This window comes from Ruegeria sp., assembly GCF_965199275.1.
Taxonomy (GTDB): domain Bacteria; phylum Pseudomonadota; class Alphaproteobacteria; order Rhodobacterales; family Rhodobacteraceae; genus Ruegeria.
Genome location: NZ_CBDAQX010000022.1, coordinates 558,466 through 575,827, shown reverse-complemented (window position 1 = coordinate 575,827; position 17,362 = coordinate 558,466). Strand labels below are relative to the sequence as shown.

At 60.0% G+C, this 17,362-nt stretch carries 12 protein-coding genes; 5 read left to right on the top strand and 7 right to left on the bottom strand.

Annotation, left to right across the window (positions count from 1 at the left end; genetic code table 11):
- Positions 1-113: 113 nt before the first annotated feature.
- From hutU to hutI, 4 genes are read right to left on the bottom strand one after another with little or no spacing between them, the layout of a single operon-like run.
- Positions 114-1,796: a urocanate hydratase gene (gene hutU / locus ACOERD_RS22510; RefSeq protein ID WP_419740529.1), complete on the bottom strand. Its 1,683-nt coding sequence runs from the start codon at positions 1,794-1,796 to the stop codon at positions 114-116.
- A complete protein-coding gene (gene hutG / locus ACOERD_RS22505) occupies positions 1,793-2,587 on the bottom strand; it encodes an N-formylglutamate deformylase (protein WP_419740528.1) in 795 nt (264 codons plus the stop codon). Before hutG ends, hutU begins: the two co-directional genes overlap by 4 nt.
- Positions 2,584-4,122 (bottom strand): histidine ammonia-lyase, encoded by a 1,539-nt coding sequence (gene hutH, locus ACOERD_RS22500; RefSeq protein ID WP_419740527.1) that lies wholly within the window; start codon positions 4,120-4,122, stop codon positions 2,584-2,586. Before hutH ends, hutG begins: the two co-directional genes overlap by 4 nt.
- Entirely contained in the window at positions 4,119-5,327 is a 1,209-nt protein-coding gene (hutI, locus tag ACOERD_RS22495; protein WP_419740526.1) for an imidazolonepropionase, read from the bottom strand. Before hutI ends, hutH begins: the two co-directional genes overlap by 4 nt.
- Before the next feature lie 82 nt (positions 5,328-5,409).
- On the opposite strand from hutI, the gene ACOERD_RS22490 reads away from it, so the two are divergent.
- Both ACOERD_RS22490 and ACOERD_RS22485 read left to right on the top strand, forming a co-directional pair.
- Positions 5,410-6,768, top strand: a complete 1,359-nt coding sequence (locus tag ACOERD_RS22490) for a formimidoylglutamate deiminase (protein ID WP_419740525.1) — start codon at positions 5,410-5,412, stop codon at positions 6,766-6,768.
- Positions 6,769-6,846: 78 nt separating this feature from the next.
- Positions 6,847-7,548, top strand: coding sequence for a GntR family transcriptional regulator (locus ACOERD_RS22485; RefSeq protein ID WP_419740524.1), 702 nt, complete (start codon positions 6,847-6,849; stop codon positions 7,546-7,548).
- 18 nt (positions 7,549-7,566) lie between these two features.
- On the opposite strand, the gene ACOERD_RS22480 is transcribed toward ACOERD_RS22485, so the two are convergent.
- On the bottom strand, positions 7,567-8,523 hold the full coding sequence (locus tag ACOERD_RS22480) for a LysR family transcriptional regulator (protein ID WP_419740523.1): 957 nt from the start codon (positions 8,521-8,523) through the stop codon (positions 7,567-7,569).
- Positions 8,524-8,881: 358 nt separating this feature from the next.
- Between ACOERD_RS22480 and ACOERD_RS22475 the strand changes: the two genes are divergently transcribed.
- The 3 genes from ACOERD_RS22475 to ACOERD_RS22465 are packed head-to-tail and all read left to right on the top strand — an operon-like array spanning position 8,882 to position 14,862.
- Positions 8,882-12,619: a beta strand repeat-containing protein gene (locus ACOERD_RS22475; RefSeq protein ID WP_419740522.1), complete on the top strand. Its 3,738-nt coding sequence runs from the start codon at positions 8,882-8,884 to the stop codon at positions 12,617-12,619.
- Positions 12,620-12,679: 60 nt separating this feature from the next.
- The gene (locus ACOERD_RS22470) at positions 12,680-14,431 is read left to right on the top strand and encodes a type I secretion system permease/ATPase (protein ID WP_419740521.1); all 1,752 of its coding nucleotides are present in this window, start codon (positions 12,680-12,682) and stop codon (positions 14,429-14,431) included.
- Positions 14,428-14,862, top strand: coding sequence for a hypothetical protein (locus tag ACOERD_RS22465; RefSeq protein WP_419740520.1), 435 nt, complete (start codon positions 14,428-14,430; stop codon positions 14,860-14,862). The genes ACOERD_RS22470 and ACOERD_RS22465 overlap by 4 nt, the downstream gene beginning before the upstream one ends.
- 179 nt (positions 14,863-15,041) lie before the next feature.
- Here ACOERD_RS22465 and istB read toward each other — a convergent pair whose 3' ends face one another.
- Positions 15,042-15,773: an IS21-like element helper ATPase IstB gene (istB, locus tag ACOERD_RS22460; protein WP_419737606.1), complete on the bottom strand. Its 732-nt coding sequence runs from the start codon at positions 15,771-15,773 to the stop codon at positions 15,042-15,044.
- A complete protein-coding gene (gene istA, locus ACOERD_RS22455; protein WP_419737605.1) occupies positions 15,760-17,268 on the bottom strand; it encodes an IS21 family transposase in 1,509 nt (502 codons plus the stop codon). The genes istB and istA overlap by 14 nt, the downstream gene beginning before the upstream one ends.
- Positions 17,269-17,362: the final 94 nt, after the last annotated feature.

Genomic DNA, 17,362 nt, shown 5'->3' with positions numbered 1-17,362 from the left:
CTCTCGGCAGCTTTCGTTGCGTCGATTTATTATCTACAAAAAAATCACGACGCAACCCGGCATGCATCACAAGTTCAATATGACGCATCAATTCGCTGATCGCTGACCGAGGTCTATCCCAGAATACCCGGCAACCGCAGCCCGTGTTCGCGGGCGCAGGCCTTGGCATCCTCATATCCCGCATCCGCGTGACGCCACACGCCCGAAGCCGGGTCGTTCCACAAAACCCTCTCCAACCGTTTGGCCGCTGCATCGGTGCCATCCGCGCAGATCACTACGCCCGCGTGCTGGCTAAAGCCCATCCCGACCCCACCGCCATGGTGCAAAGACACCCATGTGGCGCCCGAGGCCGTGTTCACCAGCGCATTCAGCAACGGCCAGTCCGAAACAGCGTCCGAACCGTCCTTCATCGCCTCGGTCTCGCGGTTGGGTGAGGCAACGGACCCGCTGTCGAGGTGATCGCGACCAATAACAACCGGGGCCTTTAGCTCTCCGGTGCGGACCATTTCGTTGAAGGCCAGCCCGGCCTTGTGACGATCCCCAAGACCGATCCAGCAGATCCGTGCAGGCAGGCCTTGGAAGGCGATACGCTCCTGCGCCATGTCGAGCCAATTGTGCAGATGGGTGTTCTCGGGGAACAGCTCTTTCATTTTGGCATCGGTTTTGTAGATATCCTCGGGGTCGCCAGACAAGGCGCACCAGCGGAACGGGCCAACCCCGCGGCAAAACAGAGGGCGAATATAGGCGGGCACGAAACCGGGGAAGGCAAAGGCGTTCTCGAGCCCTTCATCCTGCGCCACTTGGCGAATGTTGTTGCCGTAATCCAGCGTCGGTACGCCGGCGTTCCAGAAATCGACCATCGCAGCGACATGTTGTTTCATTGAGGCGCGCGCGGCAGTTTCAACCGCCTTGGGGTCGCTTTCGCGTTTGTCCTTCCACTGCGCCATGGTCCAGCCCAGCGGCAGGTAGCCGTTGACCGGGTCATGGGCGCTGGTCTGGTCGGTAACGATATCGGGGCGCATGCCACCGGCCTGCATCCGGGCGTAAATCTCGGGGAAGATTTCGGCAGCATTGCCCAGCAGGCCGACCGATTTCGCCTCACCCGCCTTGGTCCAGCCGTCGATCATCTCAAGCGCTTCGTCCAGCGTTTCGGCCTTTTCGTCCAGGTATTTGGTGCGCAGGCGGAAGTCGATGCTGTCCGGATTGCAATCAACAGCCAGACAGCAGGCCCCGGCGAACACCGCTGCCAAGGGCTGCGCGCCACCCATTCCACCCAAACCGCCAGTCAGGATCCATTTCCCGGTCAGATCACCTCCATAGTGCTGACGTCCGGCCTCGGCGAAGGTCTCATAAGTGCCCTGAACGATGCCCTGCGTCCCGATATAGATCCACGAGCCAGCGGTCATCTGGCCGTACATCATCAGACCCTTCTTATCGAGCTCGTTGAAGTGATCCCAAGTGGCCCAATGCGGCACGAGGTTGGAGTTCGCGATCAGCACCCGAGGCGCATCCGTATGCGTCCGCACAATGGCCACGGGTTTGCCGGATTGCACAACCAGTGTCTCGTCTTCTTCCAGATCCTTGAGGCTTGAAACGATCGTATCAAAATCATTCCAAGTCCGCGCCGCGCGCCCGATGCCGCCGTAAACGACCAACTCATGCGGGTTCTCTGCCACGTCCGGGTGCAGGTTGTTCATCAGCATCCGCAGCGGCGCTTCGGTCATCCAGCTTTTGGTGTTCAACTCTAGCCCGGTGGGTGGATAGATATCACGGGTGTTCTTGCGAGGGTCGGTCATGATGCAAGCTCCAATGCTGTGTCTTGGACGGCGTCCAGAATGTCGAATAGCCAGCGGCGCAAACGGTCGGCTTTACGGTCGTCATAGGACCATGGCGGGCGCTCGGTTGTCAGGTAGGAGGATTGGGCCAGCTCCATCTGAATGGCGTGGAGACCCTCCGCCGGGCGGCCATAGTGGCGCGTCGTCCAGCCGCCTTTGAACCTTCCGTTCAAGACGGTGCTATAGGGTGATGAAGCGGCAAACTCATGGGCCGTTGCCTCGATCTCAGGCGCGCAGGTCGTGCCGTTTTTTGTGCCCAGATTCATATCGGGCAAAACTCCGTCAAACAGGTACGGAATGGTGCTGCGGATCGAGTGGCAGTCATAGAGGACGGCAATGCCGTGGATCGCCCTGACCCGCTCCAGCTCGGCCATCAGCGCGGCATGATAGGGCGTGTGAAACGCGGCGAGGCGTTCGGCGATGTCTTTGTCGGATGGCCGCTGATCCCAGATCCCATTCCCATCGAAATCGGTCAGCGGAACCAGTGTAGTCGTGTTCTGACCGGGATAGAGCGACACGCCCGACGGATCGCGATTGGCGTCGATCACATAGCGGTGGAAGGTCGCTCGGACCGTCGTCGCCCCGTTCAGCAACCCGTCGTAGAGCGTGTGGATGTGCCAATCCGTATCCGTCAGCGCCCTGCCCCACGCGTTCAGCTTGGCCTGAACCTCGGGCGGTACATGAGTGCCCGTATGGGGCAGACCCAGAACGATTGGGCTATCGCCTCGGGTGACCTCAACCGGATCCGTCACGCGCCCAACTCCGGCATGGCAACACCTGTGCTATGCGCGATCTCGCCACTGGAAATCAGGTTATAGGCTGCCTCGATATCCGGCGCGGTATAGCGGTCGTCACCTAATGGCGGCACCACCGCGCGCAGCCGGTCCATCACATCTTGTAGCGTCTCGCTGGTGGGCAACGGCGCGCGGAACTCGATCCCTTGCGTCGCGCAGAGCAGTTCGACCCCCAGAATGCGCTCTAGGTTGGTCACCATCTGCCCCAGACGCCGCGCGCCATGGGCCGCCATTGAGACGTGGTCCTCCTGATTGGCAGAGGTCGGCGTCGAATCCGTCACGCAGGGGTTGGCGAGATGCTTGTTTTCGCTCATCAAAGCCGCCGTCGTGACCTCGGCAATCATCAGGCCCGAGTTCAACCCCGGATTGGGGGTCAGGAAGGGCGGCAGATCATAGCTGAGGACCGGATCGACGATCAATGCGATACGGCGTTGAGCGATGGCTCCGATCTCGGCAACGGCCAGCGCGATCATGTCGGCGGCGAACCCAACCGGTTCGGCGTGAAAGTTACCGCCCGAGACGATCAGCCCGGCCTCTGACAGGACCAGAGGGTTGTCGGTGGCTGCGTTCGCCTCAAGCTCAAGCGTTGTGGCGGCCTGTCGGATCACGTCCATTGCTGCACCGACGACCTGCGGCTGGCAGCGGATACAATACGGGTCCTGCACGCGCGTATCGCCGTCGCGGTGGCTTTCTCGGATCACCGATCCGGCCAGCAGGGCGCGCATGGTGGCTGCGGCCTCAATCTGGCCGCGATGTCCTCGAAGGCTGTGGATTTCAGGCTGCAACGGCGCGGTGGACCCCATGATCGCGTCTGTGGTCAGTGCCGAGGTGACCAGCGCGCTCTGGGCCGCTTGCCACGCGCCAAACAGGCCCGCCAAAGCAAAAGCGGTCGAAAACTGGGTGCCATTGATCAGCGCGAGACCTTCTTTCGGACCAAGCTCCACCGGCGTAAGGCCAGTTGCCTCCAGCGCCTCAGCCCCCGGCATGAGTTTACCGCCAAATTCGGCCGCACCCGCGCCCATCATGACGGCGGCCATATGGGATAACGGCGCCAGATCGCCAGAGGCCCCGACCGACCCCTGCGCGGGGATCACGGGGGTGACTCCCTTGGCCAGCATAGCCTCAAGCAGCGTGATCAACTCCAGCCGCACGCCCGAGGCTCCGCGCCCAAGGCTGAGCAGTTTCAGAACCATCATCAACCGCGCATGCGCTCGCGGGATCGCTGGGCCGACGCCGCAGCAATGCGACAGGATCAGATTGCGCTGCAAGGTCGCCGTATCCTCGGCCGCAATCTTGACACTGGCAAGCTTGCCGAAGCCCGTGTTGACGCCGTAGACTGCGACCTCACCCGCAGCGGCATCCGCGATGCGCGCGTGGGCCGCCTGAATGCCGGGATGGCAGGCCGGGTCCAGCTGCACGGCGCATTCGTCTCGGAACACCTGCTCCAACTGCGCCAGAGAAACAGCGCCGGGCGTAAGGGTCAGGGTGGTCAAACTGCGCCTCCGAAAATGCGAGTGTGTAGCGGGTTGAAGCCGATGCGATAGGACAGCTCGGCCGGGTGAGAGACGTTCCAGATCGCCAGATCAGCGCGCATGCCGGGTGCAATCTGGCCGCAATCGTGCAAACCCAGCGCGCGGGCCGCGTTGAGGGTCACGCCTTTCAGCGCCTCTTCGGGTGTCATACGGAACAGGGTGCAGCCCATGTTCATTGCCAAGAGCAGAGAGGTCATTGGGGCAGATCCCGGATTACAATCCGTCGCCAAAGCCATCGGGACATTGTGCTTGCGCAGCAGATCAATGGGCGGAGATTGCGTTTCGCGCAGGGTATAGAAAGCACCGGGCGGGATCACGCCAACCGTGCCAGCGCGCGCCATCGCGTTGGCACCCTCGTCATCGAGATACTCGATATGATCCGCAGACAGTGCGCCGTAGCTGGCCGCCAGCTTTGCGCCGCCCAGGTTGGACAACTGTTCGGCGTGGAGTTTGATCGGCAGGCCAAGCTCTCTCGCCACATCAAACAATGGCACGAGTTGGTCGGGCAGAAAGGCAATCCCTTCGCAGAAGGCATCAACTGCATCAACCAGCCCCTCGGCATGGGCGGCGCGCAGGGTTGGAATGCAAACCTCACTTATATATGCGTCCGGATTGCCCTTGTACTCCACCGGCACGGCATGGGCACCCAGAAAACTGGCTACGACTCGCACCGGACGGTGGTCTTGCAAAGCCCGCGCGGCGCGCAGCATGGTCAATTCGGTCTCGCGATCCAAACCGTAGCCGGATTTCACCTCGATGACCGAGACACCTTCGGCCAGCATCGCATCTACACGCGGCAGCGCCTGCACAACTAGGTCATCCAGACTGGCCGCACGCGTGGCCGTTACCGTCGAGATGATCCCCCCTCCGGCGCGGGCGACCTCTTCATAGCTCGCCCCATTCAAGCGCATCTCAAACTCGACCGCACGGTGGCCGCCGTGGATCACATGCGTGTGGCAGTCGATCAGAGCGGGCGTGACCAGTCGCCCAGCGAAAGACGTCTCAGACGACCCGACATAGGTTTCGGGCAATTCGGCCTGCGGTCCAACCCATGCGATTTTATTGCCTTCGATCACTATCGCCGCCGACTCGATCATCCCATAAGGCGCGCCATTCTCTACCATGGTTGCGGCGCTCAAGTCCTTCAGGATGTGGGTTGTGGGCATTTGATTCTCGCACTGGATGCAATTCTCTCTTTTCTAGTACATTCCAATATGTTTTATGTCTATCCATAAAATGGAGAGCCAAATGACCATCTTCGCGAAGCGCGCATTGCTACCAACAGGTTGGGCAGAAAATGTCAGGCTGGATCTGAAGGACGGGCACATCGCCACTGTGGTCGCAGCCGCCAAAGCGCAGGACGCAGATGTCACGGTCGACACCCTGTTGCCTGCGCTGGCCAACCTTCACAGCCATGCCTTTCAGCGGGCCATGGCAGGAATGACTGAATACCGACGCGCCGGGCGGGACAGCTTCTGGACGTGGCGCGATGTGATGTATCGCTTCACTGCACAACTGACGCCCGGTCAGATTCAGGCCATCGCGGCACTAGTCTACATGGAGATGCAGGAGGCCGGGTTCGCCTCGGTCGGAGAGTTCCACTATCTGCACCATCAACCCGGCGGCGCACCCTATGAGCGGCTGGCCGAGCTGTCCGATAGCATCATGGCTGCCGCCGTCGAAACAGGTATCGGCCTGACGCATCTGCCCGTCCTCTACTCCTATGCCGGGGTCGGAGAAGTGCCTTTGGAACCCGGGCAACAGCGGTTCGGCAACGACGTGACACGTTTCCTGCGACTGGTGGACGAGGCCAAAGCGGCCAGCGCCGCATTGCCAGAGGATGTCCGGGTGGGAATTGCCCCGCATTCCCTGCGCTCGACCTCACCCGCCGATTTGAAAGAAGTGCTGAGCCATCACACAGGTTTGGTTCATATCCACATAGCCGAGCAGCCCAAGGAAGTTGCACAGGTGCAGGCTGGCTTGGGCGCGCGCCCGGTCGAATGGCTGCTGGGTAATGCCTCTGTTGACGGGCATTGGTGCTTGATCCACGCCACCCACATGACGGATGAAGAAACACGCGCATTGGCGGCGTCAGGCGCTGTCGCTGGCCTCTGTCCAATCACCGAAGCCAATCTGGGCGACGGCCCGTTCAACGGCGCTGTTTACCTCGCTGTAGGCGGTGCGTTCGGCGTGGGATCAGATTCAAATGTCCGGATTTCACTGACCGAGGAGCTTCGAACGCTGGAGTACTCCCAACGCCTGCGCGACCTGTCCCGCAATGTGCTCGTGGTTGGCGAAGGGTCCGTCGGACAAACCCTCTATTGCGGTGCCGCGATGGGGGGAGCGCAGGCGCTGGGACGCAACGCGGGGCAGATCGCTGAGGGCGCTTTGGCCGACCTCGTTGCCATCGACAGCAGTGATCCGGCGCTGTGCACTTTGCGACCTGAACAGTTACTGGACGGGCTTGTGTTTGCTGCACAAGACAGAGTGGTGACCGACCTTTGGTCGGCTGGGCGACACAAGGTCAAGGAGGGTCAACATGTGGCACGTGACCAGATCGTGGCGCGGTACAGAAAAGCCATAGCCGAGATATTGCCTCACTTGTAACGCTAGGCATCCTCTTTACGCGAGGGTCGCCTGCAATGCATATTATGAATAAGCTTATTGAGGAAACGGGATCAGATCGTGGCGGAACAGAAGAACATCGGTTTTCAGGATATCCGTGACGAGGTGATCAACCGTATCCAAAGCCGCATCTGGCCTCAGGGAAGCTTGCTTCCGACCGAGCTGGAACTGGCCGCCGAGTTCGGCTGCGCCCGAGCTACCGTGAACCGCGCGCTTCGAGAGCTGGCGGAACAGGGCATCATCACCCGCAAGCGCAAAGGAGGCACCCGGGTTGTCACGACACCGGTCAAACAGGCCAAACTGCCGATCACCGTTGTCCGCCAGACGATCGAGGATATGAATGCCGAGTACCGCTATGCGCTTGTCAGCCGTACGCAGATCGATTGCCCAGCGTGGCTACAGGCCAAGCTGAGCCTGCAGGAAGGTGCACAAATCCTGCATCTTCAATGCATGCATCACGCCGACAACCGCCCTTTTCAGTTTGAAGAGCGCTGGATCAGCGTCGATGCCGTACCTCACGTGGTGAATGAGAGCTTTCTGACCACCGGCCCCAATGAATGGCTGCTGTCCGAGGTTCCCTTTTCCAACGCTGAGATCGCCTTCTCGGCGGTTCCGGCCACCGGGCAGTTGCAGGACTTTCTGTCAGTGCCACCGGGCACACCGTTGTTCCAACTGGAACGCACGACATGGTTCCAAAGCAAACCGGTCACATTCGTCAGAATGACCTTCCATCAAGGTTATCAGATGCGGACCACCTACTAACCCCTTTGCCGAAAACGCTCAGACCGTCGCTGGCTGTTTCGGCGGATCAACTTCCTCGGGTCGATAGGTCGGGATCACTCCGATCGGGGGTTTTTCGCGAATGTATTCTCCGATCCGCGCCAGCATCGGTTTGCGCGGGCAATTGGGCCGCGTCGCCGCCCCTAGATCGCGCAGATGGCCTGGTCCTTCGAACGGAATAAAGCAAAGCGGCCAGTTATCCCGCTTGAACTGCTCGGCCGCCAGGGCGGAAACAATCGTGCAATCGTCAGAGTGGCAGATATGACGGCAGATCGTCTCGAACCGCAAAGCGGTCAGATCAAAGCGCTTACTGATACGGCTGGAGGGATCCTGCTTGGGCAACCGATCTTCCAGCGCATAGCCGAAGCTATGGGGCAAACGGATGAAATCATGCACTGGCACCTCATCGGCAGAAATCGAGGGCAGAGTATGCAGCGGATGCCCCTCGCGCAGCGCCAGAAACAGAGGCTCGGACCAGATCGAGGTGAAATCCAGCGCGTCGCTATTGTTGATCTTGGCGACAAGCGCCAGGTCCAGCGTGTGGTCTTCGACCATCTGCAACATGTTTTGCGGCAGGTCTTCGATCATTGTCACTCGCATGCGCGGAAACAAAGTGCTGAACAGCTCCGAGAAATACTGTGTCAGGTACGGCGCCAACGTGGGCGTCATGCCGATGGTAAAAGGCACCGCCTCGGGGTCGCGGAACTCGGTCGCTGTGTCGCGGATCTTTTGCGCGTCATTCAGCATCCGGGTCGCGATGTCGACGATCCGCGCGCCACAGGCGGTTGGGCGGACCTCATTGCTCAGGCGCAGGAACAGCTCGACGCCCAGCTCCTGTTCAAGCTTCTTGATCTGGTTGGACATCGCAGGCTGGGACACGTTGCAGGCCGAGGCGGCCTGACTGAACTGGCCGTGCTTGGCGATGGCAATGACGTATTCCAGGTCTCTGAGGTTCATGGCGGGGCAATTCGAACAAATAAATAGGTCAAGGTACCTGTGACACTACGCGCGGCCTCCCTGTTTCAGAAGCCCGCGCGGCGGTTTGAGGGGGATTTGCCCCCCACATCCCGTCACAAATAGGTGAAACGTCGTCATCAAATAAGTGAGCGACCCGCGTTTTCCCATAGCATCGCCGTTAAAATCAAGGCCGCGGCCAGTGAAGACTTCACGAAATCCGTGAGTATTTGCGTTGGTTATACCCCCAATTTGGACCATGAATTTTCGCTGACCACGGGCCAGGCCTACTGATTTGATGCGTCGGTTGCCCGATCGAACGGGCCACCTGCATCACGCAACAAACCAGACGGAGTGACCCATGCTGTCCCAATTCGTAGAAAGCCTGCGCGCCCGTCTCTTGACCACGTCAACACTGGCGCAAGAGACCACACGTGACGGCCAAACCCTTTTCAACAACTTCTTCCAGAACACGATCGTGGATGACACGCCCGCCTTTGTTCTGGCCAATGACTTTTCCCGCCTGCTGAACTTTGGCGAGATCGTCACCAACAACGCCGTCGCGGCCGTTCAGGCGCAGGGCGAGGATGTTGACGTGTTCAACTTCCGCTCGGGCGTGATCGAGGCGAATAACGGCCCCGATGCACTGGCGACCGGCGTTCAAGTCACCGGCAGCGCAGCCGTGCGCAACTTTGGTGAGATCTCGGGCGACTTCAACGGTGTTCAGTTTGCAGGACCCGAAAGCTCGGGCAGCCTGGACAACTTCCGTGACGGTGTGATCTCCTCCGACAGCCGTGCCGTGGATATTCAGGGCCAGGGCATTGATGTGCGCAACTTCGGCGACATCCTTGGCACCGGAGATCAGCGCAACGGCACGATCTATACCAACAGCACCGCCGAGGATATCTCGATCTCGAACTTCACGGGCGGAACAGTGGATGCCGGTGAAGGCAATCAGGGCGCCGGGATCTCGCTTCAGGTCGGGGATGAGGTTGGTGACCGTGTGGAAACCGATATCTTCAACGGCTTTGGCAGCACCATTCAGGGCCGTGGTCAGGCGGCATCGAACACCGGTCTGGCAGGTGACGGTATCCGCATCAACAACGGTGCCGAGGGCACGATCCTCGAGACCGAGATCGTCAACAGCGGGCTGATCACATCGGAAAGCACGCAAGGCACAGCTGCCGGTATCCGCATCGCGGATGGCGCAAGCGCCGAGGGCGAAATTCTGAACACCTCGACCGGGGTGATTGAGGGTGCCGCAAATGGGCTTTATATCGGTCAGGGCACACATGATCTGGATGTTCTGAACTTCGGCACGATCCAGTCCGACAGCCGCGCGGTGAATATCGACGGCACGGGTGTGAACCTAGTGAACGGCGGCGATATCCTTGGTACGGACAGCCAGCGCAACGGCACCGTTTATGCCGACGGCACCGCCGATGATTTCGCAGTCAATAACCTGGTCACCGGCACCATTGACGCGGGTGAAGGCAATGAAGGGTCGGGCTTTGGCGTTGAAATCGGCGGAACTGCGGATGGCGCATCCTCCTTCACGCTGGACAACGCAGGCACCATTCAGGGTCGCGGCAATGCGGCGGCGGGCTCCAATGCGGCAGGCGACGGTATCCGGGTCGGCAATGTGAGCAACATCGGCGTCACTGATGCGGTCATCAACAACTCGGGCACTATCGACTCGGAGGGTGCAAATGGCACCGTTGCCGGTGTGCGTTTCGTCAACGGTGTGTCCTCCCAGGGTGAGTTCAACAACTCGGGCCAGATTTCGGGCGTTCAGAACGGCGTCTATTTCGGCAACCCGGTCGCCGGTGAAGGCGCGGATCACACCGGTGGTGTGTTCAACAACCTCGAAGGCGGGGTGATCTCGTCCGACAGCCGCGCGTTCAACATCGACGGCATCGGGTTGGAAGTGAACAACGCAGGCGAGATTGTCGGCACCGACAGCCAGCGCAACGGCACCGTCTACGCCGATGGCACTGCGCAAGACTTCACCTTCAACAACAAAGAAACCGGCGTCGTCGATGCGGGTGAAGGCAATGAAGGTTCGGGCTTTGGCGCCGAGATCGCAGGCGAGAATGCGTTCACGCTGAACAATGACGGTCTGATCCAGGGTCGCGGCAACGCGGCAGCGGGTACCAATGCCGCAGGCGACGGTATCCGCATCGGCAATGTCGGCAACGCTGGCACGTTCACCGGCTCCATCACCAACGCAGGCACTGTGCTGTCCGAAGGTGCAAACGGAACCGTCGGCGCGTTCCGCGCGGTGAACAACGTCAACTTCCAGGGCCAGTTGGTCAACGAAGAAGGCGGCGTATTCGCAGGCGTGCAAAACGGTGTCTACTTCGGGACCGGCGATCATAACGGCGGCTCGTTTGTGAACCGTGGAACAGTCACGTCGGACAGCCGTGCGGTGAACATCGATGGCGAAGGGCTTGAGGTCGTCAACGAAGGCGAAATCCTGGGCACCGGCAACCAGCGCAATGGCACCGTTTATGCCGATGGCACTGCCGACAACTATACCTTCAACAACACCGGTCTGGTTGATGCGGGTCTGGGCAACAACGGCTCGGCCGTGTCGCTGCAAACCGGCGATGTCGAAGGCGATATCGTGTCGGCGGCCATTCTGAACGAAGGCACCCTGCAAGGTCGCGGCGACGCGGTTGAGGGCAATCAGGTCGGTGATGGCCTGCGCCTGTTTACCAGCCAGTCTGAGGCCGGATTTGCCGGGGTGGTCGTCAACGAAGGCCTGATCGCAGGGTCCGAGACCTCGGACGCAGCTGCAGGTATCCGCGTTGACGGTGGCCTGAACCTTCTGGGGGCGATCCTGAACGAAGGTGAGATTCGCGGAACGGTCAATGCAATCGACGCCTCGGATGCGGGTGACGTGACCATCGTCAATGACGACGAAGGCGTGATCAACGGCAACGTCCTGCTGGGCACAGGCGATGACATCTTTGTCGATCTGGGCACTACCAACGGCAATATCGATGGTGGCGCGGGCGACGACGTTCTGATCGCGGGCGATGCGGACAATGTTCTGACCGGTGGTCTGGGCAATGACTTCATCGACGGTGGCGACGGCATCGACACAGCCGACTTCTCGGACCTGGATGTCGCGGTCGAAGTGCGCCTGGGCGCCAATGGCAATGGCACCGCAACCCGCGATACGGGCTTCAATGTCTCGGTCAAGGACGCCGTGGTCTCTGCCCCCGGTCAGTTCGGCGCGAACATCGCCAATGGTGCGGCCTTTGTGGAACAGGCGCTTCAGGGCAACCTGTACTACAACATCCATACATCGGACTTCCCCGGCGGCGAAATCCGCGGGCAGCTGCTGGTGGACAGTGTCGAGACCGAGCATGGCATCCGCACCGTCACCCTGAGCGGCGGTCTGGACGCGGCGCAGGAACCGGGGCCGACCTCGGACAGCGAAGCCACCGGCGAGGCCTCTCTGGTCATCACCCAGAACCTGAACACAGGTGAGGTGACCTATTCCAGCGAGCTGAGCGTTGTGGGCCTGAACGAGGCCGACCTGAACACGCCGATCCCGGGTGTTGTCTCGGCCATCCATCTGCACAACGCTCCGGCTGGTGCAAATGGCCCGGTCGTGCAGGATACGCTGGTGGATGCAGGTGCCACGCTGGACGTGAACGCCACAGGCGGCACCGGTGTCATCGGTCAGGACGTCATCGACAACCAGATCGAGGTCGATGTTCTGCAGTCGATCGAGAATGTGATCGGGTCGGACGATGGTGACATCATCATCGGCAGCGATCTCGACAACAAGCTCAGCGGTGGTGACGGCGATGACCTGATCTCGGGTGAGGTTGGCAATGACATCCTGATCGGCGGCGCAGGTGCGGATACCTTCACCTTCGGCGCGAACTTCGGAGACGACGTGATCCAGGACTTCGAGATTGGCCTCGACCAGCTGCAGTTTGGCGATTTCGGTCCCGATTTCGGCGGCGCGGTGAATGTCGCACAGGATGGCAACGACGCAGTGATCTCGTTCGGCACCGAAGGCTCGATCCGTCTGGCGGGCGTCAACACCACCGACCTGACCGAAGACGACTTCGTCGCTTAATCGAAAACGGACGGGGCGGCTCATACCGCCCCGTTTGCCAAACCGGAAAAGGGCAAGACGATGTTTCAGAAATCCAACCCCGTACAAACCGCATGGGCCTCGTTGCGCAAAGGGTTTGTTGCTGTCGCTTTCTTCAGCCTGTTTCTCAACTTGCTGATGCTGGCCGGGCCGCTTTACATGCTGCAGGTCTATGACCGGGTCCTGACCAGCCAGAATGTCGACACGCTGATCGCGCTGACCCTTCTGCTGGGCGGCGTCTTTGTCGCGATCGCCTGTCTCGACCTGATGCGGATGCGCATCCTGGGCCGTCTGGCTGCCCGGTTCGAGATGGCCGTCGGCGCGCCGGTTCTGGGGGCCGCCATGCGCCGCCGGGTTCAGGGCGAGGCACAGAGCGCCGAGAATCTGGTCGACGACGTCAACGGATTTCGCGAGTTCATCTCGGGCTCGACCCTGACCGCCTTTTTCGACGCGCCGTGGATGCCCATTTACCTGCTGGTCCTCTATGTCCTGCATCCTCTGCTGGGTCTGCTGGGACTTGCCGGAGCCGTCACCCTGACCGTCATGGCGCTGATCAACAACGCCCGCGCGCAGAAACCGATGCGAAACGCCGCCGAGACCCGAGGGCGCTCGGACGCGCTGTTCAAGACCTCGGATCGCAATGCCGAACTGGTCCACGCGCTGGGCATGAAATCCGATCTGGTGCGTCGTTGGACCGCCCTGCAAATCGACGCGCACGCCCATAAAATACGGGCGGCTGACCGTATCGCTGGCTTTTCGGTTCTGTCCAAGACCATCCGTATGGGCCTGCAATCGGCCATTCTGGGCTTGGGCGCGGCCCTTGCCATTACCGGCGAATCCACCGCTGGCGTCATGATCGCCGCGACCATCGTCTTGGCGCGAGCGCTGGCGCCAATTGATCCGCTCATCGGCCAATGGCGAGGATTTTTGGCCGCGCGCGGATCGTATTCCAAAATCAAAGCACTGACCGAAGATTTCGCCGAAGAAACACCCAACCTGCACCTGCCCCGCGCCTTCAAGACGCTGGATGTGAAAATCGCTCAGGCCGGTCCGCCGCGCGCGATCAATGCCACCATTCGGGGTATCGACTTCGATCTGGCCGCGGGCGACGTTCTGGCTGTCATTGGCCATAGCGGCTCCGGCAAGACGACGCTGAGCAAGATGCTGGCCGGGATCTGGCACCCGCAGCGGGGTGAGGTTCTGCTGGATGGCAGCCCGATGTCGAAATGGAACGCCGAGGATCTGGGCAAACAGATCGGCTACCTGCCGCAGGATGTCGAGCTATTCGACGGCACGATCCGCGAAAACATCGCGCGCTTTTCGGTCGCCATCGACGACGCTGAGGTTTTCCGCGTCGCGCAGGAGGCTGGCATTCACGAGATGATCAGCGCCCTGCCCGAAGGATATGAAACGCGCATCGGTCAGGGGTTCTTCCTGTCCGGCGGTCAAAGACAGCGTTTGGCCCTGGCCCGCGCGCTCTATGGTGATCCGTTCGTGCTGGTACTCGACGAACCGAACTCGGACCTGGATGCCGAAGGGGAACAGGCCTTGCGCGATGCCATTCTGGCCACTCAGGCCCGTGGCTCCATCGCCATCGTAATGACCCACCGCCCCGCAACCTTGCAGGCCGCCAACAAGGTCATGGTCATGCGCAACGGGTCCCAGACCCAGTTTGGCGACAAGGACGACGTGCTGAAAGTCAATCGCCGCAATGTTCTGGATAGCTCGGGCAAGGGCACCCGCCCGACCCCTCAGCCAGTTCCCGAAACGCAAATCACAGGAGCAGCCCAATGACACAGATTGTCCCGCAAAACGCCTCTCGCAATGCGCTGTCGCTGAATGAGGCAGAGTTCATCGACATCTCGGACGCCTCCCCTCGGATCGGACGCTATGTCTGGGTCGGCGTGATCACCCTGATGGCCTTTGTCGGAGGCAGCGCCTACTGGGCCTTCGCCTCGAAACTGGACGGGGCGGTGGTTGCCCCTGCTTCATTCGTAGTCGAAGGCGATCGCAAAACGGTCGAGCATCTGGACGGCGGTATCATCCGCGACATCATGATTGCCGACGGAGAATTTGTCGAAGAAGGTCAACCTCTGATCCGGCTGGACAGCACCGACATCGACGTTGACCTGAACGTGCTCGGCAGTCAGATGGGTGAGCTTTCGGTGCGCCGTGCACGCCTATTGGCGCAGATGAGCGGTCAGGACCGTGTCAATCGGCATTGAATAATGACCCCCCATCGGCGTCCAAATTTGACCCCCCTTGGAGCTAAGAGGGGCGTTGAGGGGGTCGTGTTTAGGTTGATTCAGGAGGGGGTGGACAGCAGGTCAAACCGAAAAGAGAGCGTAGCTCGACTGAAGGTTTGACCTGCTGTCTGTTTTGAATTTATTCCCCGATTTCGAGGTTAGTCGCGGTGGTTAATTCGCCAGCTTTCGTTCCCGGTTTCGATGATATCGCAATGGTGTGTCAGTCGATCCAGGAGAGCAGTGGTCATTTTGGCATCTGTGAACACACTCGGCCATTCAGCAAATGCGAGGTTGGTTGTTAGCAGAATAGACGTTCGCTCGTACAGTTTGCTGATGAGATGGAAGAGTAATCGTCCACCAGACTCTGCGAACGGCAGATAACCGAGTTCGTCTATAATCACGAGGTCGACGCGGATCAGCTGCTCGCTGAGCCGCCCGGCGTTGCCTTCGCGATGTTCAGCCTCCAGCTTGTTCGCGAGATCCACAGCGCTGAAGAACCTGACCCGCCGGCGGTTATTGACCGCGTGGCCCCCGATCGCTGTTGCGAGATGCGTTTTGCCCGATCCGGTTCCACCGACCAGCACGCCATTCCTGGCCTGGTCCATAAAATCGCCGTCATGAAGATTGCGCACGACTTCCTCGTTGACGGGGCTGACCGTGAAGTCGAACTCAGGTAAGGACTTGCAGACCGGGAACTTTGCGGCACCCATCTGATACCGGATCGAGCGCGCAGTCTTTTCGGCCAGTTCGGCCGTGAGGAGTTCGGCCACGACCTGTTGGGGCCGCCAGTTGTTTTTGGCTGCGGCCTGCATCACTTCGTCAAAGCAGTTGACGATGCCTGGCAACTTCAGTTGACGGGCAAGTTCGAGAATTTCCTTACGCAGTTGCATGGGAGCCTCCAAGCCTGTCATAGCGAGCGCAATCCGCGATCGGTGCCATTTTCAGCTGCAGGTGGGCAGGCGGCTCAATCGCCTTTGGCGGCGGGGGATTGGTGCGCCGAGAGACAATGTTCAGGATCGCATCGGCCTTGCGCAGGCCAGATTTTAGAGCTTCTTCGCAGGCAGCCTCGACCACATCAATGTCGTGCTGGTAAGCAGCGAAAAGAATATCGGCAAGTTGCCGGTCTCCGTCGGATGTGCCCCGCAGATGGGTCCAGATCTGCGTCATTGCCGGTGGTAGGTCCCAGTCACGGAACGGTGCTCCATTGCGCAGAGCGCCAGGCTTGCGCTTGAGGACGGGCACATAGTGCCAAGGGTTGAAGATCGTTTTTCCTCGGCCGAAGCACCGTTCGTGCTCTCCGACAATCTCACCGTCTTGGCGCAGGACAATCCGCGTGGCGTAGACCTGCAACTGGACCTGACGTCCAACAGCTCTTGCCTCAACGCTGTATTTGTTTCTTTCGAAGTTGATCAGGCAGGTTCGGCTCACGGCGACCGTCTTTTCACGGAACCCGACGAAGGGCTTCTGCAGATGCGTCAGCAGCGGCTTTTCCTGCTGGAACTCCTCCCAGACCGTCACCTCCAGGTTTTCCGGATGCCGCAGTTCTTTTGCGCGTTTGATCGCGTCTTTTTGCAGCCGGGCATTCAATTCATCGAAGTCGGCCACCTCCAGACGCGGTGTAAAACTATAGGCGCGGCTCTCCTTGACCAGATTCTCAACCTGACCCTTCTCCCAACCGGCCGCGCGCGTACAGGCGATCGGGTTCACCAGATGATGAGAACACATCCGGGAGAATGCCTTGTTGAACTTTCTTTCCTTGCCCGACAGGATCGCATCGACGGCGGTCGTCATGTTATCGTAGATCCCGTTGATGCAGCCTCCACCAAAGAATTTGAAGGCCTCGTCGTGGGCATCAAAGACCATCTCCTGCGTCTCGCGCGGATAGGCAATGGAGAATGGCATGCGGCTATGGCAAAGTTTGAAATGGGCAACCTTCACGGTCGTGAGTGCACCGTCCATCAAAACCGTCTCCACACTCCAGTCGAACTGGTACGCCTCCCCAGGATCAAAGATCAGCGGGATGAACGCCTGCGCCTGTTGTCGGCCGTGCGCAATGCGCCAATTCTTTGTGTAGCGTCGAACACTGTCATACCCGCCGCCAAAACCATCATCGGAGAGTTCCTTCCAGATTTTGGTCATCCGCTTGCGGTGTTTCTTCGGAAGCGCCTCGTTCTCCTCAAGCGTTTCATCCAGACGCGCGCGCCAAGGCCCGAGCACCGGGTATGGCTGCGATTTGCGCTCATATTTGAACTCCGTCACTCCCGATCGGATTATCTTTCGAACCGTTGCACGGCTCAAATTGAGCGAACGGCAAATTTCCTTGATGCTCTTTTTTTCGATCAGGTGTAAGCGACGCACTTTTCTAATAGTTTCCACGCAAATCATCCCGCTTGCCTCTCCATCGACTGCTCAATGAAAAGGATGTCTACAACCATAGGGAGGGGTCAAATTTGGACGCCGATTTCCCCGCTTAGGGGGT

Excerpts from the sequence above, each read along its gene's own strand:
- hutI (WP_419740526.1), bottom strand. The coding sequence starts at position 5,327 with ATGCCCACAACCCACATCCTGAAGGACTTGAGCGCCGCAACCATGGTA.
- istA (WP_419737605.1), bottom strand. The coding sequence starts at position 17,268 with ATGATTTGCGTGGAAACTATTAGAAAAGTGCGTCGCTTACACCTGATC.
- ACOERD_RS22470 (WP_419740521.1), top strand. The coding sequence starts at position 12,680 with ATGTTTCAGAAATCCAACCCCGTACAAACCGCATGGGCCTCGTTGCGC.
- ACOERD_RS22465 (WP_419740520.1), top strand. The coding sequence starts at position 14,428 with ATGACACAGATTGTCCCGCAAAACGCCTCTCGCAATGCGCTGTCGCTG.
- ACOERD_RS22490 (WP_419740525.1), top strand. The coding sequence starts at position 5,410 with ATGACCATCTTCGCGAAGCGCGCATTGCTACCAACAGGTTGGGCAGAA.
- istB (WP_419737606.1), bottom strand. The coding sequence starts at position 15,773 with ATGCAACTGCGTAAGGAAATTCTCGAACTTGCCCGTCAACTGAAGTTG.
- ACOERD_RS22475 (WP_419740522.1), top strand. The coding sequence starts at position 8,882 with ATGCTGTCCCAATTCGTAGAAAGCCTGCGCGCCCGTCTCTTGACCACG.
- ACOERD_RS22480 (WP_419740523.1), bottom strand. The coding sequence starts at position 8,523 with ATGAACCTCAGAGACCTGGAATACGTCATTGCCATCGCCAAGCACGGC.
- hutU (WP_419740529.1), bottom strand. The coding sequence starts at position 1,796 with ATGACCGACCCTCGCAAGAACACCCGTGATATCTATCCACCCACCGGG.